Raw genomic sequence first — 16,503 nt, 5'->3', positions numbered from 1 at the left:
TTTATCAATGTTTCACGTGAAACATTCATTTTCGCCTTTTCAGGAAATAGGCGATTTGTTTGGTACACCCGGTTTTCTCGGGTATTTTTTCGGTGTTTCCTTGAATTTGCGGAACACTTGCAGATAACGTTCACTTTCTTCAATCGGCAAAGTGAAAGCATGCACGTTTTCCAGTTTCACTCCGAGTTTCTCAAGTGCCGGTTTGGCGTCTTTTAACTCATCCGGCGCGGAAGCTGCTTTCATTGCTGCGAATATCCCGCCATTCTTCACAAGCGGCACACATAACTCCGCCAGTACAGACAATCTTGCTACAGCTCTGGCTGTCACGAGGTCATATCTTGCGCGGTGCAGGGATTGGCCAAAATCTTCTGCGCGGGCATGGACAAATTCGACATTATCCAATTGCAGTTTCTCGCTTAGATGATTGAGGAAATTAATGCGTTTATTCAATGAATCTACTATCGTCACCTGGATATGAGGAAAACAGATCTTCAGCGGAATGCTTGGAAATCCGGCTCCTGCTCCCACGTCACAAACTTTCAGCGGCTTCGTAAAATCCAAGTAAAAAGCGGCTGTTATGGAGTCGTAAAAATGTTTGAGATAAACAGATGGCTGATCTGTGATGGCAGTCAGATTCATCTTTTCGTTCCATTCAACCAATTCTTGATAATAGGTGCTGAACTGACTAAGCTGCCGGTCGTTCAGCTCAATTCCTTTTTCACTGAGGGCGTCTTTAAATTGCTGTTCATTCAATTCGCTTCTTCCTCCCTCTTTTTGTTCAACTTTCGCATACTCGTATCATATGTAAAAAGGGCTGGTGTATCCCAGCCCTTTTAATCGGCTTTTGTTTAATTATTAGTCAAAGGTCCAAAAGCTATTATTTTCCCTAACTGGATTATACCGAAACTTTAGCAATTCTTCCTTGTTCAATATACACCAAAAGAATCGAAATGTCAGCAGGATTTACGCCTGAAATTCGGGAAGCCTGTGCAATGGAAAGAGGTCTGACTTCTGACAGTTTACCTCTGGCTTCTGTCGCAATACCGGAAATCGCGTGGTAATCGATATCTTCCGGAATCTTTTTGTTTTCCATTTTTTTGAGCTTATCCACTTGCTGCAAGGATTTTTCGATGTAACCTTCATACTTCACTTGAATTTCAACTTGCTCTTTGATTTCATCGCTGAGTTCAACTTCAGATTCTGTGAGTTTAGCAATCATGTTGTACGTCATTTCCGGGCGTTTCAATAAGTCTGCACCGCGGATGCCGTCTTTCAGCTCACTGCCGCCTGCATCACGGATGGCTGCCTGCGTTTCTTCGTTCGGTTTGATCATGACTTTTCGCAAACGGGCGATTTCATCTTCGATCAGCTGCTTTTTCTCTATAAAGCGTTCATAGCGTGCGTCGTCGATCATACCGATTTTATGGCCCAGTTCAGTCAAACGCATATCTGCATTATCATGGCGGAGCAATAGACGGTATTCAGCGCGCGATGTCAAAAGACGGTAAGGCTCGCTCGTCCCTTTAGTCACCAGGTCATCGATGAGGACACCGATATAGGCGTCGGAACGGCTGAGAATCACTTCTTCTTTGCCGAGCACTTTCGCTGCTGCATTGATGCCCGCCATCAATCCTTGGCCTGCTGCCTCTTCATAGCCGGAAGTTCCGTTGATCTGGCCAGCTGTATAGAGATTCACAATTTGTTTTGATTCGAGTGTCGGCCATAATTGCGTCGGCACGATCGCATCGTATTCGATGGCATAGCCGGCGCGCATCATATCCGCTTTCTCAAGTCCTGGAATGGATTCCAAAAGCTTGCGCTGAACGTGTTCAGGCAGACTTGTAGATAGCCCCTGTACATAGACTTCGCTGGTATTGCGGCCTTCCGGCTCCAGGAAAATCTGGTGTCTCGGCTTATCGGCGAAACGGACGATTTTGTCTTCGATCGATGGGCAATAACGCGGCCCTGTGCCTTTTGCCATACCCGAATACATCGGCGACAAGTGAAGGTTTTCATCGATGATCTGATGCGTTTCAGCAGTCGTATACGTCAGCCAGCAAGGCAATTGATCCAAAATAAATTCTTTTGTTTCGAAACTGAAAGCGCGCGGCTCGTCATCGCCGGGCTGGATTTCCGTTTTCGAATAATCGATGCTTTTGCTGTTGACGCGCGGAGGTGTACCGGTTTTGAAACGCACTGTTTCAAAGCCAAGCTCCTCCAGATGTTCAGCCAATTTGATCGATGGCTGCTGGTTGTTCGGTCCGCTTGAATAGCGGAGGTCACCGATGATGATTTCACCGCGCAGGAAGGTTCCAGTCGTGATGACCACTGAATTGGCGCGGTAAATGCCGCCAGCCTGCGTAATCAACCCTTTGACTGTGCCGTCTTCAACAATCAGCTTTTCAACCACTCCCTGGTGGAGGGCAAGATTTTCTTCGTCTTCCATCAGGCGTTTCATTTCCTGCTGGTAAAGCACTTTATCGGCTTGTGCGCGCAATGCGCGTACAGCCGGCCCTTTAGCCGTATTCAACATTCTCATCTGAATGTGTGTTTTATCGATAACGCGTCCCATGGCTCCGCCAAGTGCGTCAATTTCGCGTACTACGATCCCTTTCGCCGGTCCACCGATGGACGGGTTGCAAGGCATAAACGCGATCATATCCAAATTCATCGTCAAGGCGAGCGTTTTTGCTCCCATGCGGGCAGATGCGAGTGCTGCTTCAGCACCTGCGTGTCCCGCTCCTACAACGATTACATCGAACGTGCCTGCTTCAAATTGTGGCATGTCCGTTCATTCCCTTCAAAGTTTATTTCCCTAGGCAGAACTGCGAGAATAATTGGTTCAGAAGGCCATCATCCGCTGTATCGCCGATGATTTCCCCTAGTATTTCCCAAGTGCGTGTAACATCTATTTGGATCATATCGACCGGCACGTCCATTTCCGCGGCTGCGATAGCATCCGTGATGGTTTGGTGCGCCTGGTGAAGCAATGAAATATGGCGTGCGTTCGAAACGTATGTCATATCCCCTGCTTCGATTTCCCCTTCAAAAAACAGGTCAGCAATTGCCTGTTCAAGCTGATCGATTCCTTCTTCTTCTATTAAAGAAGTCGTCACCATCAATTTATCGCCCGCAAGTCTCTGCAATTGCTCCATATCGATTTTGCGGGGCAAATCGGTTTTATTGACGACGACGATGTAATTCATTCCTTTGACCGCTTCAAACAATAACTCATCTTCTTCGGTCAATTCTTCAGCATAATTCAGCACATAAAGGATCAGATCCGCTTCCTTCAGCACTTTGCGTGAACGTTCTACACCGATGCGCTCGACAATGTCCTCGGTTTCCCGGATTCCTGCCGTATCGACCAGGCGGAGCGGTACGCCGCGCACATTCACATATTCTTCTATTATATCACGGGTCGTCCCCGCAATTTCAGTAACGATGGCTTTATTTTCCTGGACCAGGCTGTTCAGCAGCGAAGATTTCCCGACATTCGGCCGCCCCACGATCACCGTGGAAAGCCCTTCCCGAAGAATCTTGCCTTGTGACGAAGTCTGGAGCAGCTTATCGATCTCCGCCTGCACCCATTTCGCCTTTTCAAGCATCATCGGACGCGTCATTTCTTCCACATCGTCGTATTCCGGATAGTCGATATTGACTTCCATCTGAGCAATCGACTCAAGGAGCGCCTGGCGCAGCGTGCCGATGAGTTTCGACAGCCGCCCTTCCATTTGCCCGAGCGCCACATCCATGGCCCGATCCGTTTTCGCCCGGATCAAATCCATGACCGCTTCCGCCTGCGACAAATCGATTCGTCCATTCAGGAATGCGCGTTTCGTAAATTCACCCGGCTCCGCAAGGCGTGCACCAGCACGCAGCACTAGCTGCAGCACACGGTTTACCGAAACGATTCCACCGTGGCAATTAATTTCAATAACGTCTTCCCGTGTAAAAGTTTTCGGCCCTTTCATGAAAGACACCATCACTTCTTCCACTGTTTCCTCCGTCCACGGATTTTCAAGATGTCCATAATGGATGGTATGTGTTGCTTGTGCAGCCAAATTTTTGCCGCTTGGTGCGCGGAACAGCCGGTCAGCTATCGAAATCGCTTCCGGTCCGCTCAAACGGACAATGGCGATGGCTCCTTCGCCGCTGGGTGTCGATATCGCAGCAATCGTATCGAACTCCATGATAGATCCTCCTCTATGTGCAGAAAAATCAAATGCCGGGCCAGAAAAATTATCCACACCCGCCATTTCATCTTTTCATCTATAAAAATTATTGTTTGCTCTTTAAAAAAGTTGTCCACATGTGGACAACCCGGAAAAGTACATGACTTTCTAACATATTACAATAGCATAAATTGCCTTGAACCGAAAGACAGAGAACTCGGTTTCGCCGAATTATTCCCCTTACTGTTGGGATCATTTCTCCATGCATTTTTATGTATGTTTAATCATTTCATCGATTCGGCACAATTATTGTCCTCTTCTCCCTCTTTTTCCTCCTTAAACGCTTGAAATTTTGGCAATAAAAAAAGCAGCCCGCTTCTGAAAGTGGACTGCTCTTGTTTACCGCAACGGTTCAATGACCAGATAACGGTTCGGATCTTTTCCTTCTGAATAAGTGTCGATATCAAGCCGTCTCGACAAAGCCTGGTGAATCACTTTGCGTTCGTAGGATGGCATCGGTTCGAACTGGACGCGGCTTCCGGTGCGAATCGCTTTGTCAGCCATCCGGTCCGCCAGCTGTTCCAGTGTTTCCTGGCGGCGTTCCCGGTAATTTTCTGCGTCCAACTCGACCATTATAAATCCTTTGGCGTGTTTATTGGCCACTAATTGCGCCAATTGCTGAAGCGAATTCAAGGTATGTCCTCTTTTTCCGATCAGCATCGCCACTTTTTCGCTTTCCAGATAAAAACTGGCTTGCTTGCCTTTTACAGTATGGCTGATCGATAAATCATCGATGCCCATTTCTTTCGCCACAGACTGCAAGTATTTCTTGGTTTCTTCAATCGCTTGGTCATTCGAAGGACGGGATTTTTCCTGCGTGTCGGCAGTTTCTTCCTCTTCTCCCTCTTTTTCAACCGTTTTTTCGCCAAGATTTTCACTTACTGTAGGAATTTCGGGTTCAACTTCGCTTTTCGGCATTTCGGGCTCCGGTTTGTTCACCGTCACTTCGACTTCCGCCTGTTTCGCGCCAAATCCCAAAAATCCTTTTTTCTCTTCCTGTATTACATAGATGTTCACTTCTTCGCGTGTAACTTGGAGTTTTTCTAATGCTGCAGATATCGCGTTTTCAACAGTTGTACCCGTCTGCGTAATCTGTTTCACTTTTTAGCCCCTCCTGCTTTCGTTTTAACAGGTTGTTGCACTTCTTTCTTTTCCCATGGACGGTAAATGAACATATTTTGAATAATTGAAATGATATTTCCGATTACCCAATAAAGCGTTAAAGCTGACGGTAAAATAATACCGAATCCGATGATCATGAACGGCATGAAATACATCATTACCTTCATTTGCGGATTGTCCATCGCAGGACCCGTACGCAATACAACAAATTGCATCAAACCGGCAATAACCGCCAAAATAATGCTTGGTTCCGCAAGCGGGAAGATAAAGAAAGCTCCCAGATTAATCTCTGGTGTGCTGTTCATCCGGCTGATTGCGTGGTAAAAACCGATAAGGACCGGCATTTGGACCAGCACCGGCAGACAGCCCGCCATCGGGTTGACGCCACGTTCCTGGAACATCGCCATCATTTCTTTTTGGTACTTCTGCTGTGTTACAGCATCTTTTGATTTGTATTTCTCTTTAAGCTTTGCAAGTTCCGGCTGGATTTCCTGCATGCGTTTCGAACTTTTCGTCTGTTTGATCATCAACGGCAGCATCACCAATCGAATGATGATTGTTACTGCAATGATCCCGAAAGCATAAGTTCCCAACAGATCTGCAAAATAGGTAATGGCTGATACTAATGGCCAAACTATAAATTCGTTCCAGAATCCTTCGCTGTCACCGCTGATCGGCTGGTCAAATTCTGTACAGCCGGACAACAGCAAGGCAACGCCTATCAGCGCGATAATCAATAAATTACGCTTATTCAAGCTTCTTCCCCCAAACTAATTCTATATTACTTCTATAGTAACATTCCCTTTAGTGCGCTTTCTACTTCTTTGGCAAAGCGCGGGCAATTTTTAAGACATGCTGCAAACTTTTCTTGCTTTCATGAAAATCCATTTTGGCCGCCTGTTGCCGGGCGATGATAACATAATCCGCATTTGGCGCCAGCTCATCCTTCATTTCCAGGAAAGCCTGCCTGATATAACGTTTGATGCGGTTCCTTGCCACTGCGTTGCCGACCTTCTTGCTGACCGATAGGCCAATCCTGAATTCAGGCTGGTCGCTTTTCAGTACGTAGACAATGAATTGGCGATTCGCAAATGACTTCCCTTGCTTGAATACCCTCTGGAATTCTTTGTCCTTCTTGATCCGTTGATGCTTGTTCATGTTTTCACCTGCTTATTGAGCTGTATATAAGGAAGTTCGGTTTTGGAGCTGGTGCCGTCGCTTTTTTGGATCCAGACTCCAACGGCCAACTCCTCGAGTCGTAAGCCACTCTGGCTATGCGGCTGAAAACACGCCGCTTCGCCAGATCGTCTTACGCTTGTCGGAGCTAAACGGCCGTTTCCGCTTTTCTCCAAAAAAAAGACCACTGATGCGGTCAGTGGACTTAAGCTGATAATACTTTTCTTCCTTTACGACGGCGTGCTGCGATAACGCGACGTCCGTTCTTTGTGCTCATACGTGCTCTGAAGCCGTGTACTTTGCTGTGTTTACGTTTATTTGGTTGATATGTGCGCAATGTCATATTAGGACACCTCCTGAAATGAGAGTTAACTATTTATCTTTATTTATCTTAAAGACAGTCTCGACTATTATAATGGCTGAGCCTATCAAATGTCAATATCTTATTCTAGGTCCCGTTATTCTTTAATAATAATGTTATCCACATTCCTAAAATATTTTTCCGGATTTGCTGTGCAGTATTTTTTTTCGGTAAAATAATTATCCACACCCCTTATCTACAAGTTCCGCACATAAGAACCGGCTGTGGACAGCTCCGTTGTGCATTATTTGATTTATGTGGATAAGTGTAAGAACTTCTTGTATTGTCTATTCTTTTTTGGTAACATTAACTTGTTTTCACTTGTTGATAATTTTTATACCAAAATACTTATCCACAAACTGTGGGTAAGATGTGGATAGTTATTCACCACCCTGTTTACAAATGTTATCCACAGCCTGTGGCTTTGTGTATGATATACTTAAAAAATATTTTACATATAAAGGAGAAACGCTATTGGAACACTTAGACGAAATTTGGTCGAGTGTCTTAGCCCAAGTTGAAACAAAAATCTCCAAACCCAGTTTTGAAACATGGTTAAAATCAACAAAACTACTATCTTATCAGAGTGACACCGTCACAATATCCGCTCCTAATTCATTTGCACGCGACTGGTTGGAAAACCATTACGTTCATTTGATTACAGGAATCCTTTCGGATCTGACGGGTGACGATCTGCTGATAAAATTTGTTGTGCCCAAAGATCAGGACATGGATGATTTTCAGCTTCCAGCGCCCCGCATTAAGCCGGGCCAGAATGATCAGCAGGAGTTTTTGCCGGGAATGCTGAACCCCAAATACACTTTCGATACTTTCGTAATTGGATCAGGCAACCGTTTCGCGCATGCTGCATCTCTAGCAGTGGCCGAAGCTCCCGCAAAAGCATATAATCCGCTGTTTATCTACGGGGGCGTAGGACTTGGCAAGACCCACCTCATGCACGCAATCGGACATTATGTCCTTGAACACAACCCCAATGCCAAAGTAGTTTATTTGTCATCGGAAAAATTCACCAACGAATTCATCAACTCCATTCGTGATAACCAGACCGTCGATTTCCGCAATAAATACCGGAGTGTCGATATTCTTTTGATTGATGATATTCAGTTTTTGGCTGGAAAAGAACAGACGCAGGAAGAGTTTTTCCATACTTTTAACACGCTGCACGAAGAATCCAAGCAGATCATCATCTCCAGTGACAGGCCGCCGAAAGAGATTCCTACACTTGAAGACCGCTTGCGGTCGCGTTTCGAATGGGGATTAATCACGGATATTACACCGCCTGACCTGGAAACACGGATCGCCATCCTCCGCAAAAAAGCGAAAGCGGATGGCCTCGATATTCCGAATGATGTCATGACGTATATCGCCAATTCCATCGATTCGAATATCCGGGAACTGGAGGGTGCTTTGATTCGCGTTGTGGCTTATTCTTCATTGATCAACCGCGATATGAGCGCTGATCTTGCCGCGGAAGCGCTGAAGGATATCATGCCGAACGCGAAACCGAAAGTCATCACGATTTTGGATATCCAGCATGCCGTCGGCGACCAATTCAATATCAAAATTGAAGATTTCAAGACGAAACGCCGCACGAAAGACATCGCTTATCCAAGACAGGTGGCCATGTATCTCTCCCGCGAGCTGACTGATTTTTCATTGCCTAAAATCGGTGAGGAATTCGGAGGACGCGACCATACGACGGTCATCCATGCCCACGAAAAGATCTCAACGATGCTGAAAGACAACCAGCAGCTCCAGCAAGATGTAAAAGATATCAAAAAAGCGCTCACCAACTAAAAATGAGCTGTGGATAAGCACTCAAATAATGCAGAGGCTTGCGCACAGCTTATCTACATGTGGATAACCCGCCGCGATTCAGTAAAAAGGGGTTATCCACATATTCACAGGCCCTACTACTATTATTACTTTAAAAGCTTTAAACAAAATATATATATAAGCGAGGTTCGAGAATGAAATTCGAGATAATGCGTGAACGATTAGTCGAAGGTTTAAACGATGTAATGAAAGCAGTCAGTTCAAAAACGACAATCCCGATTTTAACGGGGATCAAAATGGACGTTTCTTCAGAAGGAATGAGATTGACGGGCAGTGATTCGGATATCACCATCCAGACTTTCATCCCTGTTGAAGAAGACGGCGAACAGATCATTCGGGTCGCACAGGGAGGAAGCATTGTTCTCCAGGCAAAAGTTTTTGGGGAAATTATCCGTAAATTGCCGACAAGTGACGTGGAAATCGAAATCACAGGCAACTTCCAGACCCACATTCGTTCAGGTAAATCCGAGTTCCATCTAATAGGACTGGATGCAATGGATTATCCACAATTACCGGAAATTCAGGACGATCGCCTGTTTACAATACCGGCAGATCTATTGAAGACCATCAACCGTGAAACTGTTTTTGCCGTATCGAGTTCTGAAACTCGTCCGGTTCTGACTGGCGTACACTGGGAAGTAAAAGACGGGGAATTGGTTTGTGTCGCTACTGACAGCCACCGTCTTGCCCGCCGCAAAACGAAATTGGAAACTCTTCCGGAAGGCGAGTACAGTGTCGTCATTCCAGGTAAGAGCTTAAATGAGCTGAACAAGATCCTTGATGACAATTCTGAACCGGTTGAAATCGTCATGACAAACCAACAGGTATTGTTCAAATCGAAGCATATCCTTTTCTTCTCCAGATTATTGGAAGGAAATTACCCGGATACGTCGCGTCTGATTCCAGCTGAATACAAGACAAACGTCACAGTAAATGGCCGTTCATTGCTTCAGGCAATTGACCGCGCTTCTTTATTGGCACGCGAAGAACGCAATAATGTCGTGCGCTTCTCAGCATCAGAAGGCAGCGATGTCGAAGTTTCTTCAAATTCACCGGAAGTCGGTAAAGTCGAAGAGCAGCTTCAGGCACAATCTATAGAAGGGGAAGATCTGAAAATCTCCTTCAGCGCAAAATTCATGATGGATGCACTAAAAGCGATTGATGGCCAGGATGTGGTCATTCAATTCACAGGTGCGATGCGCCCATTCGTTTTGAAATCGGCACTGGATGATTCAATTCTTCAGCTTATTCTTCCTGTCCGGACATATTAAACACCCAGTAACACCTCAGGATAGCCCATACAGGCTATCCTTTTTTACTTCTGGGGGTATTTAGGGTAAAATAAAGGGATAGACTACGAATTGAAGGATGAGTGCATTTTGAGAGAAATCGGTATTGAGACAGAATTTATTACATTGGGTCAATTATTGAAAATGACAGACACGATCAGTTCCGGTGGAATGGCGAAATGGTTCTTGAGTGAGCATGAAGTTTTCGTCAACGGTGTAGCGGAAAATCGCAGAGGCAAAAAGCTGCGTCCGGAAGATACGGTATCCATTCCAGAAGTGGGAGAATTCCGTATCGTGATCGCCGAAGGCATGAGCTTCGATGCGGATTGACCGTCTCGAACTTCTGAATTACCGCAACTATGAAAAGCTGGAGCTGGAGTTTTCTCCCGAAATCAACGTTTTTATAGGAGAAAACGCGCAAGGCAAAACGAATATCATGGAAGCACTCTATGTTCTGTCGATGGCCAAATCCCATCGTTCTTCAAACGATAAGGAATTAATACGCTGGGACGCGGAATATGGTAAAATAAAGGCTGATGTTTACCGCAAATACGGCAAATTGCCGCTTGAAATCACCTTATCCAAAAAAGGCAAAACAGCGAAAGTCAATCATCTGGAGCAGCGGAGGCTGAGCGATTATATCGGCCAATTGAATGTGGTGATGTTCGCACCGGAGGATCTGCATCTTGTCAAAGGCAGCCCCCAGGTACGCCGCCGCTTCATCGATATGGAAATCGGCCAGATCTCTCCTGTTTATTTGCATGATCTTTTGACTTACCAGAAATTATTGAAGCAACGGAATCATATATTGAAACAGCATTACGGCAAACAATCGATCAACGACGTCATGTTCGACGTCTATACGGATCAATTTATAGAAGCAGCGGTAAAAATCATCCGGAAAAGATTTCATTTCATGGAATTGCTTCAGAAATGGGCAGCTCCGATCCACCAGGGAATTTCAAGGGGACTCGAGCAATTGGAGATCCGCTATCAGCCGATCAGCGGTTTGGATCCTGACTGGACGCCGGAAGAAATGGCTTCTTTTATACAGAAAAAGCTGGTGGAAGTGAGAAAAAGGGAAATCGACCGCGGCGTGACACTTGTCGGACCGCACCGGGATGAACTTCAATTCATCGTCAATGGCTATGACGTCCAGACTTACGGCTCGCAGGGCCAACAGCGGACAACCGCCCTGTCGTTGAAATTGGCTGAAATCGAGCTGATCAAACAGGAAGTGGGAGAGCCTCCGGTTTTATTGCTGGACGATGTATTATCGGAATTGGATGATTACCGCCAATCCCATTTGCTGAATACGATACGCGGTTCGGTCCAAACCTTTGTGACTACGACCAGTGTAGACGGCATCCAGCATGAAACGATTCAAAGCGCTCGCCTCTTTGAAGTAACAAAAGGCATTGTTAAAGAGTAGACAGGCAGTTAGATTAAATCCGATAACTGAACGTCGGGCCGTCATCAGGCATCTAATGTAAATGGCGGCGTTTTTGTGCGGGCAGCGATGTTAAACGGAAAGCAGAGAATGATAGTTATGGTTTGCCACGGGAAATAGAAATGTTGTAGGAAGAGCAGGTGAATGGAATGGCTATGGAAGAAAATGAACTTCAGCAATCATATGGCGCCAATCAAATCCAGGTGTTGGAAGGATTGGAAGCTGTCCGTAAAAGACCAGGTATGTATATCGGTTCGACAGGCTCACGAGGCCTTCACCATTTAGTGTGGGAAATCGTCGATAACAGTATCGATGAAGCACTTGCCGGTCATTGCGATCAGATCAAAGTAACAATTGAAAAAGATGATTGGATCCGCGTCGAAGATAACGGCCGCGGGATTCCGGTCGATATGCAGGAAAAAATGGGGCGCCCGGCTGTCGAAGTCATCATGACCGTGCTTCATGCCGGCGGTAAATTCGGCGGCGGCGGATATAAAGTATCCGGAGGCCTGCATGGAGTTGGGGCTTCAGTTGTAAACGCTTTGTCGGAAGTTACAGAGGTTTTTGTAAATCGTGATTCCAAGCGCCATTATATTAAATTCGAGCGCGGAGCGGTGACGGAAGAATTGAATGTCATCGGCGAATCCGATCATACAGGGACAACTATCCGCTTCAAAGCAGACGGCGACATCTTCAAGGAAACGACTGTTTATGAATTCGATATCCTCGATCATCGCCTGCGTGAGCTTGCTTATCTGAACCGTGGTTTGAAAATCGTGGTTGCCGATGAGCGCGAAGGCGAAGAAAAAGAGAAAGTTTATCATTTCGAGGGCGGGATCAAGTCCTACGTCGAACATTTAAATAAAACAAAAGATCCGATCCACGAAGAAGCGATTTTTGTGGAAGCTGAAAAAGAAGGCATCACTGTAGAAGTCGCTATGCAATACAATGCGGGTTATGCAGCCAATATTTTCTCTTTTGCCAATAATATCAATACCCATGAAGGCGGCACGCACGAATCCGGCTTTAAAACGGCCTTAACACGGGTCATCAATGATTATGGCCGCAAAAACGGCATGCTCAAAGACGCCGATCCGAATTTAACAGGCGATGATGTCCGTGAAGGTTTGACGGCAATCATTTCGATTAAACACCCGGATCCTCAATTCGAGGGGCAAACAAAAACGAAATTGGGCAATACGGAAGTCAGCACTATCGTCAATAACCTGTTTTCCGGTGGATTTGAACGATTCATGCTTGAAAATCCTGCAACGGCGCGCAAAATCGTCGAAAAAGGAATCATGGCTTCCCACGCCCGCATGGCTGCTAAAAAAGCGCGTGAATTTACACGCCGTAAATCCGTTCTTGAAGTTTCAAGTTTACCGGGTAAACTGGCGGATTGTTCTTCACGTGATCCAAAAATCAGTGAAATTTATATTGTTGAGGGTGACTCAGCTGGAGGATCTGCTAAATCAGGCCGTGACCGCCATTTCCAGGCGATTCTGCCATTGCGCGGTAAAATCCTTAACGTTGAAAAGGCCCGTCTTGACAAAATATTGTCAAATGCAGAGATTCGTAACATCATCACTGCTCTAGGAACAGGGATTGGAGAAGAATTCAATCTTCAAAAAGCCCGTTATCATAAAGTGGTCATCATGACGGATGCCGATGTTGATGGTGCACATATCCGTACTTTGCTGCTGACGTTCTTCTTCCGTTATATGCGTCCGTTGATCGAAGCCGGCTATATTTATATCGCACAGCCGCCTTTATTCCAGATCAAACAAGGCAAGCATGTTGAATATGTTTATACGGATGCTCAATTGAAAGAGGCATTATCAAATCTTTCCAGTAATCCCAAACCGAATATCCAACGCTATAAAGGACTTGGCGAGATGAATGCCACACAGCTTTGGGATACGACAATGGATCCGGATGTCCGTACTTTGCTGCAGGTGACATTAAATGATGCCATGACGGCAGACGAGACATTCCATATCCTTATGGGTGATGATGTTGAACCGCGCCGGAACTTTATAGAAGAAAACGCTCGTTACGTTAAGAACTTGGATGTTTAAGGTGATACAGGTGAGAGGAGGCTGCGGAAATGGCGGAAAGGCCTAGCAGTGGAGTAGAAGAAATAAATATAAGCACGGAGATGCGCACATCGTTTTTGGATTATGCGATGAGCGTTATCGTATCCCGTGCCTTGCCGGATGTTCGTGATGGATTGAAACCGGTCCATCGTCGAATCCTATATGCAATGCATGATCTCGGAATCACTTCCGATAAAGCCTATAAAAAATCTGCACGTATCGTAGGGGACGTTATTGGTAAGTACCACCCTCACGGTGACAGTGCAGTCTACGAAACAATGGTTCGTATGGCGCAGGATTTCAGTTACCGCTATATGCTGGTGGACGGACACGGAAACTTCGGTTCTGTCGATGGCGATGCAGCAGCTGCCATGCGTTATACCGAGTCTAGAATGTCCAAAATCGCAATGGAATTATTGCGTGATTTGAACAAGAATACAATTGATTACAGAGAAAACTATGATGGCCAGGAAAAAGAGCCAATCGTTCTGCCGAGCCGTTTCCCAAACTTATTAGTTAACGGAACTTCCGGTATTGCTGTTGGTATGGCTACAAATATTCCACCGCATAACCTGGGTGAAACCATCGACGCTGTTTTGGCGTTGGCGGAAAACCCGGCTATCACTACAGAAGAACTGCTTGAATATATTCCTGGCCCCGATTTTCCGACTGGCGGGATTATCCTGGGACGGAGCGGGATCCGCCGTGCTTATGAAACAGGAAAAGGCTCTGTTCTTATTCGTTCAGTTGTAGAAATTGAGACGAAACCGAATGGCCGCGAGACAATTCTAATCCATGAATTGCCTTTCCAAGTCAATAAAGCACGTCTGATTGAAAAAATCGCAGAATTGGTGCGCGACAAGAAAATCGACGGCATCACAGATCTTCGTGACGAATCCGACCGTAACGGTATGCGTGTTGTCATTGAAGTCCGCCGTGACGCAAGCGCCAATGTTCTATTGAATAATTTGTATAAACAGACAGCAATGCAAACGAGCTTCGGCATCAATATGCTGGCTTTAGTAGATGGCCATCCGAAAGTTCTTAGTCTGAGAGATGTATTATTCCATTACTTAGAGCACCAGAAAGTCGTCATCCGCCGACGCACTCAATTTGATCTGCAAAAAGCGGAAGACCGCGCGCACATTCTGGAAGGATTGCGTATAGCATTGGATCACATTGATGCAATCATTGCATTGATCCGTGGATCGCAGACAACAGAAGAAGCACGTAACGGCTTAATGAATGACTTTAATCTTTCTGAGCGTCAATCTCAGGCTATTCTCGATATGCGCCTCCAGCGCCTGACAGGTCTGGAACGCGATAAAATCGAAGATGAGTATCTTGGATTGGTGAAAACTATCGAGGAGCTGCGCGAAATTCTGGCGAACGAGTACCGGATCATTGAAATTATCCGCGAAGAAATGACAGAAATCAAAGAGCGCTTCGGTGATGAAAGAAGAACGGAAATCACTACAGGCGGCACTGAGATGTTCGAGGACGAAGACTTGATTCCACGTGAAGATTCAGTTCTGACACTGACTCATAACGGTTATATCAAACGTTTGCCTGCAAACACATACCGCAGCCAAAAACGTGGAGGTCGTGGCGTTCAGGGAATGGGTACAAACGAGGACGATTTTGTAGAACACCTTCTATATACGTCTACCCATGATACAATCCTGTTCTTTACGAGCAAAGGGAAAGTCTATCGCAAAAAAGGCTATCAGATTCCTGAATACGGCCGTACTGCAAAAGGCTTGCCACTTGTGAATCTTCTCGAAATCGGCAAAGACGAAAAAGTCACCGCTGTAATCCGTGTAGAAGAATTCAAGGAAGATGCCTTCTTCTTCTTTACAACACGTGACGGAATCAGCAAGCGGACTCCAGTAACTAGCTATGCCAATATCCGTCAAAATGGTTTGATTGCCATCGGTCTTCGCGAAGAAGATGAACTGATTTCAGTCAAACTTACTGATGGAACAAAAGAAATGGTTATCGGAACACGCAACGGAGCATTAATCCGTTTCCCGGAAACCGATATCCGCAGCATGGGCCGTACGGCAAGCGGAGTCCGTGGCATCCGTCTCCGTGAAGGCGATAAAGTTGTCGGTATGGAAATTCTGGATCCTGAAGATAACGTTCTGGTCATTACAGAAAATGGCTACGGCAAACAAACGAAGGAATCCGAATACCGCGTTCAGTCCCGTGGAGGAATGGGAATCAAAACGTGTCAAATCACCGATAAGAACGGACCGCTTGTGGCAGTCCGAACTGTTAACGGTACAGAAGATATCATGCTGATTACAATCAACGGCGTGCTGATCCGAATGGACGTTAATGATATTTCTACAACTGGCAGAAGCACACAAGGTGTTCGCTTGATCCGTTTAAGCGAAGATGAAATTGTGGCGACAGTTGCTAAAGTGAAGAAAGATATCGATTTGCCGGAAACAAGTGAAGACGGCACCGATGAACTTCTTATAGAAGAAAGTGCTGGAGCAGACGTTTACGCGGAAGATGAAATCGTAGCGGACGATGCAGAAGACAGCGTTGAAGAAGTACCGGAAGAAGACGAAGAATAAATTTTAGAACCTGCAGAAAAATTCTGCGGGTTCTTTTTTTGTCGTTTTCTATTGACGCAATTATTTTGCAATTCAGCTGAAAAATAATCTCTGAAAACAAATCATCTGAATCAGAAGTTTTTTTAGGTTTTGTGTTGACGCAGCTTGGCTGGCATGGTATATTAATCAAGTCGCCAATGAGCGCGACGTTAACATTTGAACCTTGAAAACTGAACAGCAAAACGTCAACAAACAATCTACTGATCAGCACTTGTGCAGATCAAAGCGAATCGCGCTGTCTTCGGACAGGCGATGCGCCAGCAAGTATTTGAGCAATCAACTACTCTATAATG

The 16,503-nt window shown here is 45.7% G+C and carries 13 protein-coding genes; 6 read left to right on the top strand and 7 right to left on the bottom strand.

All coding sequences use genetic code 11. The annotated features are described in order from the left end of the window. Positions 1–39: 39 nt before the first annotated feature. The 7 genes from rsmG to rpmH form a co-directional block, all read right to left on the bottom strand. Positions 40–753, bottom strand: coding sequence for a 16S rRNA (guanine(527)-N(7))-methyltransferase RsmG (gene rsmG, locus AC2Q9J_RS03935; RefSeq protein WP_499037366.1), 714 nt, complete (start codon positions 751–753; stop codon positions 40–42). Between the two features lie 142 nt (positions 754–895). Then, complete coding sequence (gene mnmG, locus AC2Q9J_RS03930; protein WP_499037364.1) at positions 896–2,785, bottom strand: tRNA uridine-5-carboxymethylaminomethyl(34) synthesis enzyme MnmG; 1,890 nt, start codon at positions 2,783–2,785, stop codon at positions 896–898. A gap of 22 nt (positions 2,786–2,807) precedes the next feature. Beyond that, a complete protein-coding gene (mnmE, locus tag AC2Q9J_RS03925) occupies positions 2,808–4,193 on the bottom strand; it encodes a tRNA uridine-5-carboxymethylaminomethyl(34) synthesis GTPase MnmE (RefSeq protein ID WP_499037362.1) in 1,386 nt (461 codons plus the stop codon). A gap of 381 nt (positions 4,194–4,574) precedes the next feature. Next, positions 4,575–5,336: an RNA-binding cell elongation regulator Jag/EloR gene (gene jag / locus AC2Q9J_RS03920; protein ID WP_499037361.1), complete on the bottom strand. Its 762-nt coding sequence runs from the start codon at positions 5,334–5,336 to the stop codon at positions 4,575–4,577. Then, positions 5,333–6,112 carry a membrane protein insertase YidC gene (gene yidC / locus AC2Q9J_RS03915; protein ID WP_499037359.1) on the bottom strand — a complete coding sequence of 260 codons (780 nt, stop codon included), beginning with the start codon at positions 6,110–6,112 and terminating at the stop codon, positions 5,333–5,335. Before yidC ends, jag begins: the two co-directional genes overlap by 4 nt. Positions 6,113–6,173: 61 nt before the next feature. Then, positions 6,174–6,515, bottom strand: coding sequence for a ribonuclease P protein component (gene rnpA / locus AC2Q9J_RS03910; protein WP_499037357.1), 342 nt, complete (start codon positions 6,513–6,515; stop codon positions 6,174–6,176). A 223-nt stretch (positions 6,516–6,738) separates the two neighbouring features. Further along, entirely contained in the window at positions 6,739–6,876 is a 138-nt protein-coding gene (rpmH, locus tag AC2Q9J_RS03905) for a 50S ribosomal protein L34 (RefSeq protein ID WP_033544046.1), read from the bottom strand. Between the two features lie 492 nt (positions 6,877–7,368). On the opposite strand from rpmH, the gene dnaA reads away from it, so the two are divergent. The 6 genes from dnaA (at position 7,369) to gyrA (ending at position 16,171) form a co-directional block, all read left to right on the top strand. Next, positions 7,369–8,712, top strand: a complete 1,344-nt coding sequence (gene dnaA, locus AC2Q9J_RS03900) for a chromosomal replication initiator protein DnaA (protein ID WP_084243426.1) — start codon at positions 7,369–7,371, stop codon at positions 8,710–8,712. Between the two features lie 173 nt (positions 8,713–8,885). Then, positions 8,886–10,022 (top strand): DNA polymerase III subunit beta, encoded by a 1,137-nt coding sequence (gene dnaN / locus AC2Q9J_RS03895; protein WP_499037354.1) that lies wholly within the window; start codon positions 8,886–8,888, stop codon positions 10,020–10,022. A 108-nt stretch (positions 10,023–10,130) separates the two neighbouring features. Continuing rightward, complete coding sequence (gene yaaA, locus AC2Q9J_RS03890; RefSeq protein ID WP_499037352.1) at positions 10,131–10,370, top strand: S4 domain-containing protein YaaA; 240 nt, start codon at positions 10,131–10,133, stop codon at positions 10,368–10,370. Continuing rightward, positions 10,360–11,472: a DNA replication/repair protein RecF gene (recF, locus tag AC2Q9J_RS03885; RefSeq protein ID WP_499037350.1), complete on the top strand. Its 1,113-nt coding sequence runs from the start codon at positions 10,360–10,362 to the stop codon at positions 11,470–11,472. The genes yaaA and recF overlap by 11 nt, the downstream gene beginning before the upstream one ends. Before the next feature lie 167 nt (positions 11,473–11,639). Further along, a complete protein-coding gene (gene gyrB, locus AC2Q9J_RS03880; RefSeq protein ID WP_499037349.1) occupies positions 11,640–13,568 on the top strand; it encodes a DNA topoisomerase (ATP-hydrolyzing) subunit B in 1,929 nt (642 codons plus the stop codon). A 29-nt stretch (positions 13,569–13,597) separates the two neighbouring features. Then, positions 13,598–16,171 carry a DNA gyrase subunit A gene (gene gyrA, locus AC2Q9J_RS03875; protein ID WP_499037347.1) on the top strand — a complete coding sequence of 858 codons (2,574 nt, stop codon included), beginning with the start codon at positions 13,598–13,600 and terminating at the stop codon, positions 16,169–16,171. Positions 16,172–16,503: the final 332 nt, after the last annotated feature.

Source organism: Planococcus sp. RAB007_Raresut (assembly GCF_057369535.1).
Note: the sequence above shows the minus strand (reverse complement) of the source record. Positions and strands in the feature narration are given on the sequence as shown.

Coding starts and splice junctions, on each gene's coding strand:
- dnaN (WP_499037354.1), top strand. CDS start 8,886: ATGAAATTCGAGATAATGCGTGAACGATTAGTCGAAGGTTTAAACGAT.
- rnpA (WP_499037357.1), bottom strand. CDS start 6,515: ATGAACAAGCATCAACGGATCAAGAAGGACAAAGAATTCCAGAGGGTA.
- gyrA (WP_499037347.1), top strand. CDS start 13,598: ATGGCGGAAAGGCCTAGCAGTGGAGTAGAAGAAATAAATATAAGCACG.
- rpmH (WP_033544046.1), bottom strand. CDS start 6,876: ATGACATTGCGCACATATCAACCAAATAAACGTAAACACAGCAAAGTA.
- recF (WP_499037350.1), top strand. CDS start 10,360: ATGCGGATTGACCGTCTCGAACTTCTGAATTACCGCAACTATGAAAAG.
- gyrB (WP_499037349.1), top strand. CDS start 11,640: ATGGCTATGGAAGAAAATGAACTTCAGCAATCATATGGCGCCAATCAA.
- mnmG (WP_499037364.1), bottom strand. CDS start 2,785: ATGCCACAATTTGAAGCAGGCACGTTCGATGTAATCGTTGTAGGAGCG.
- mnmE (WP_499037362.1), bottom strand. CDS start 4,193: ATGGAGTTCGATACGATTGCTGCGATATCGACACCCAGCGGCGAAGGA.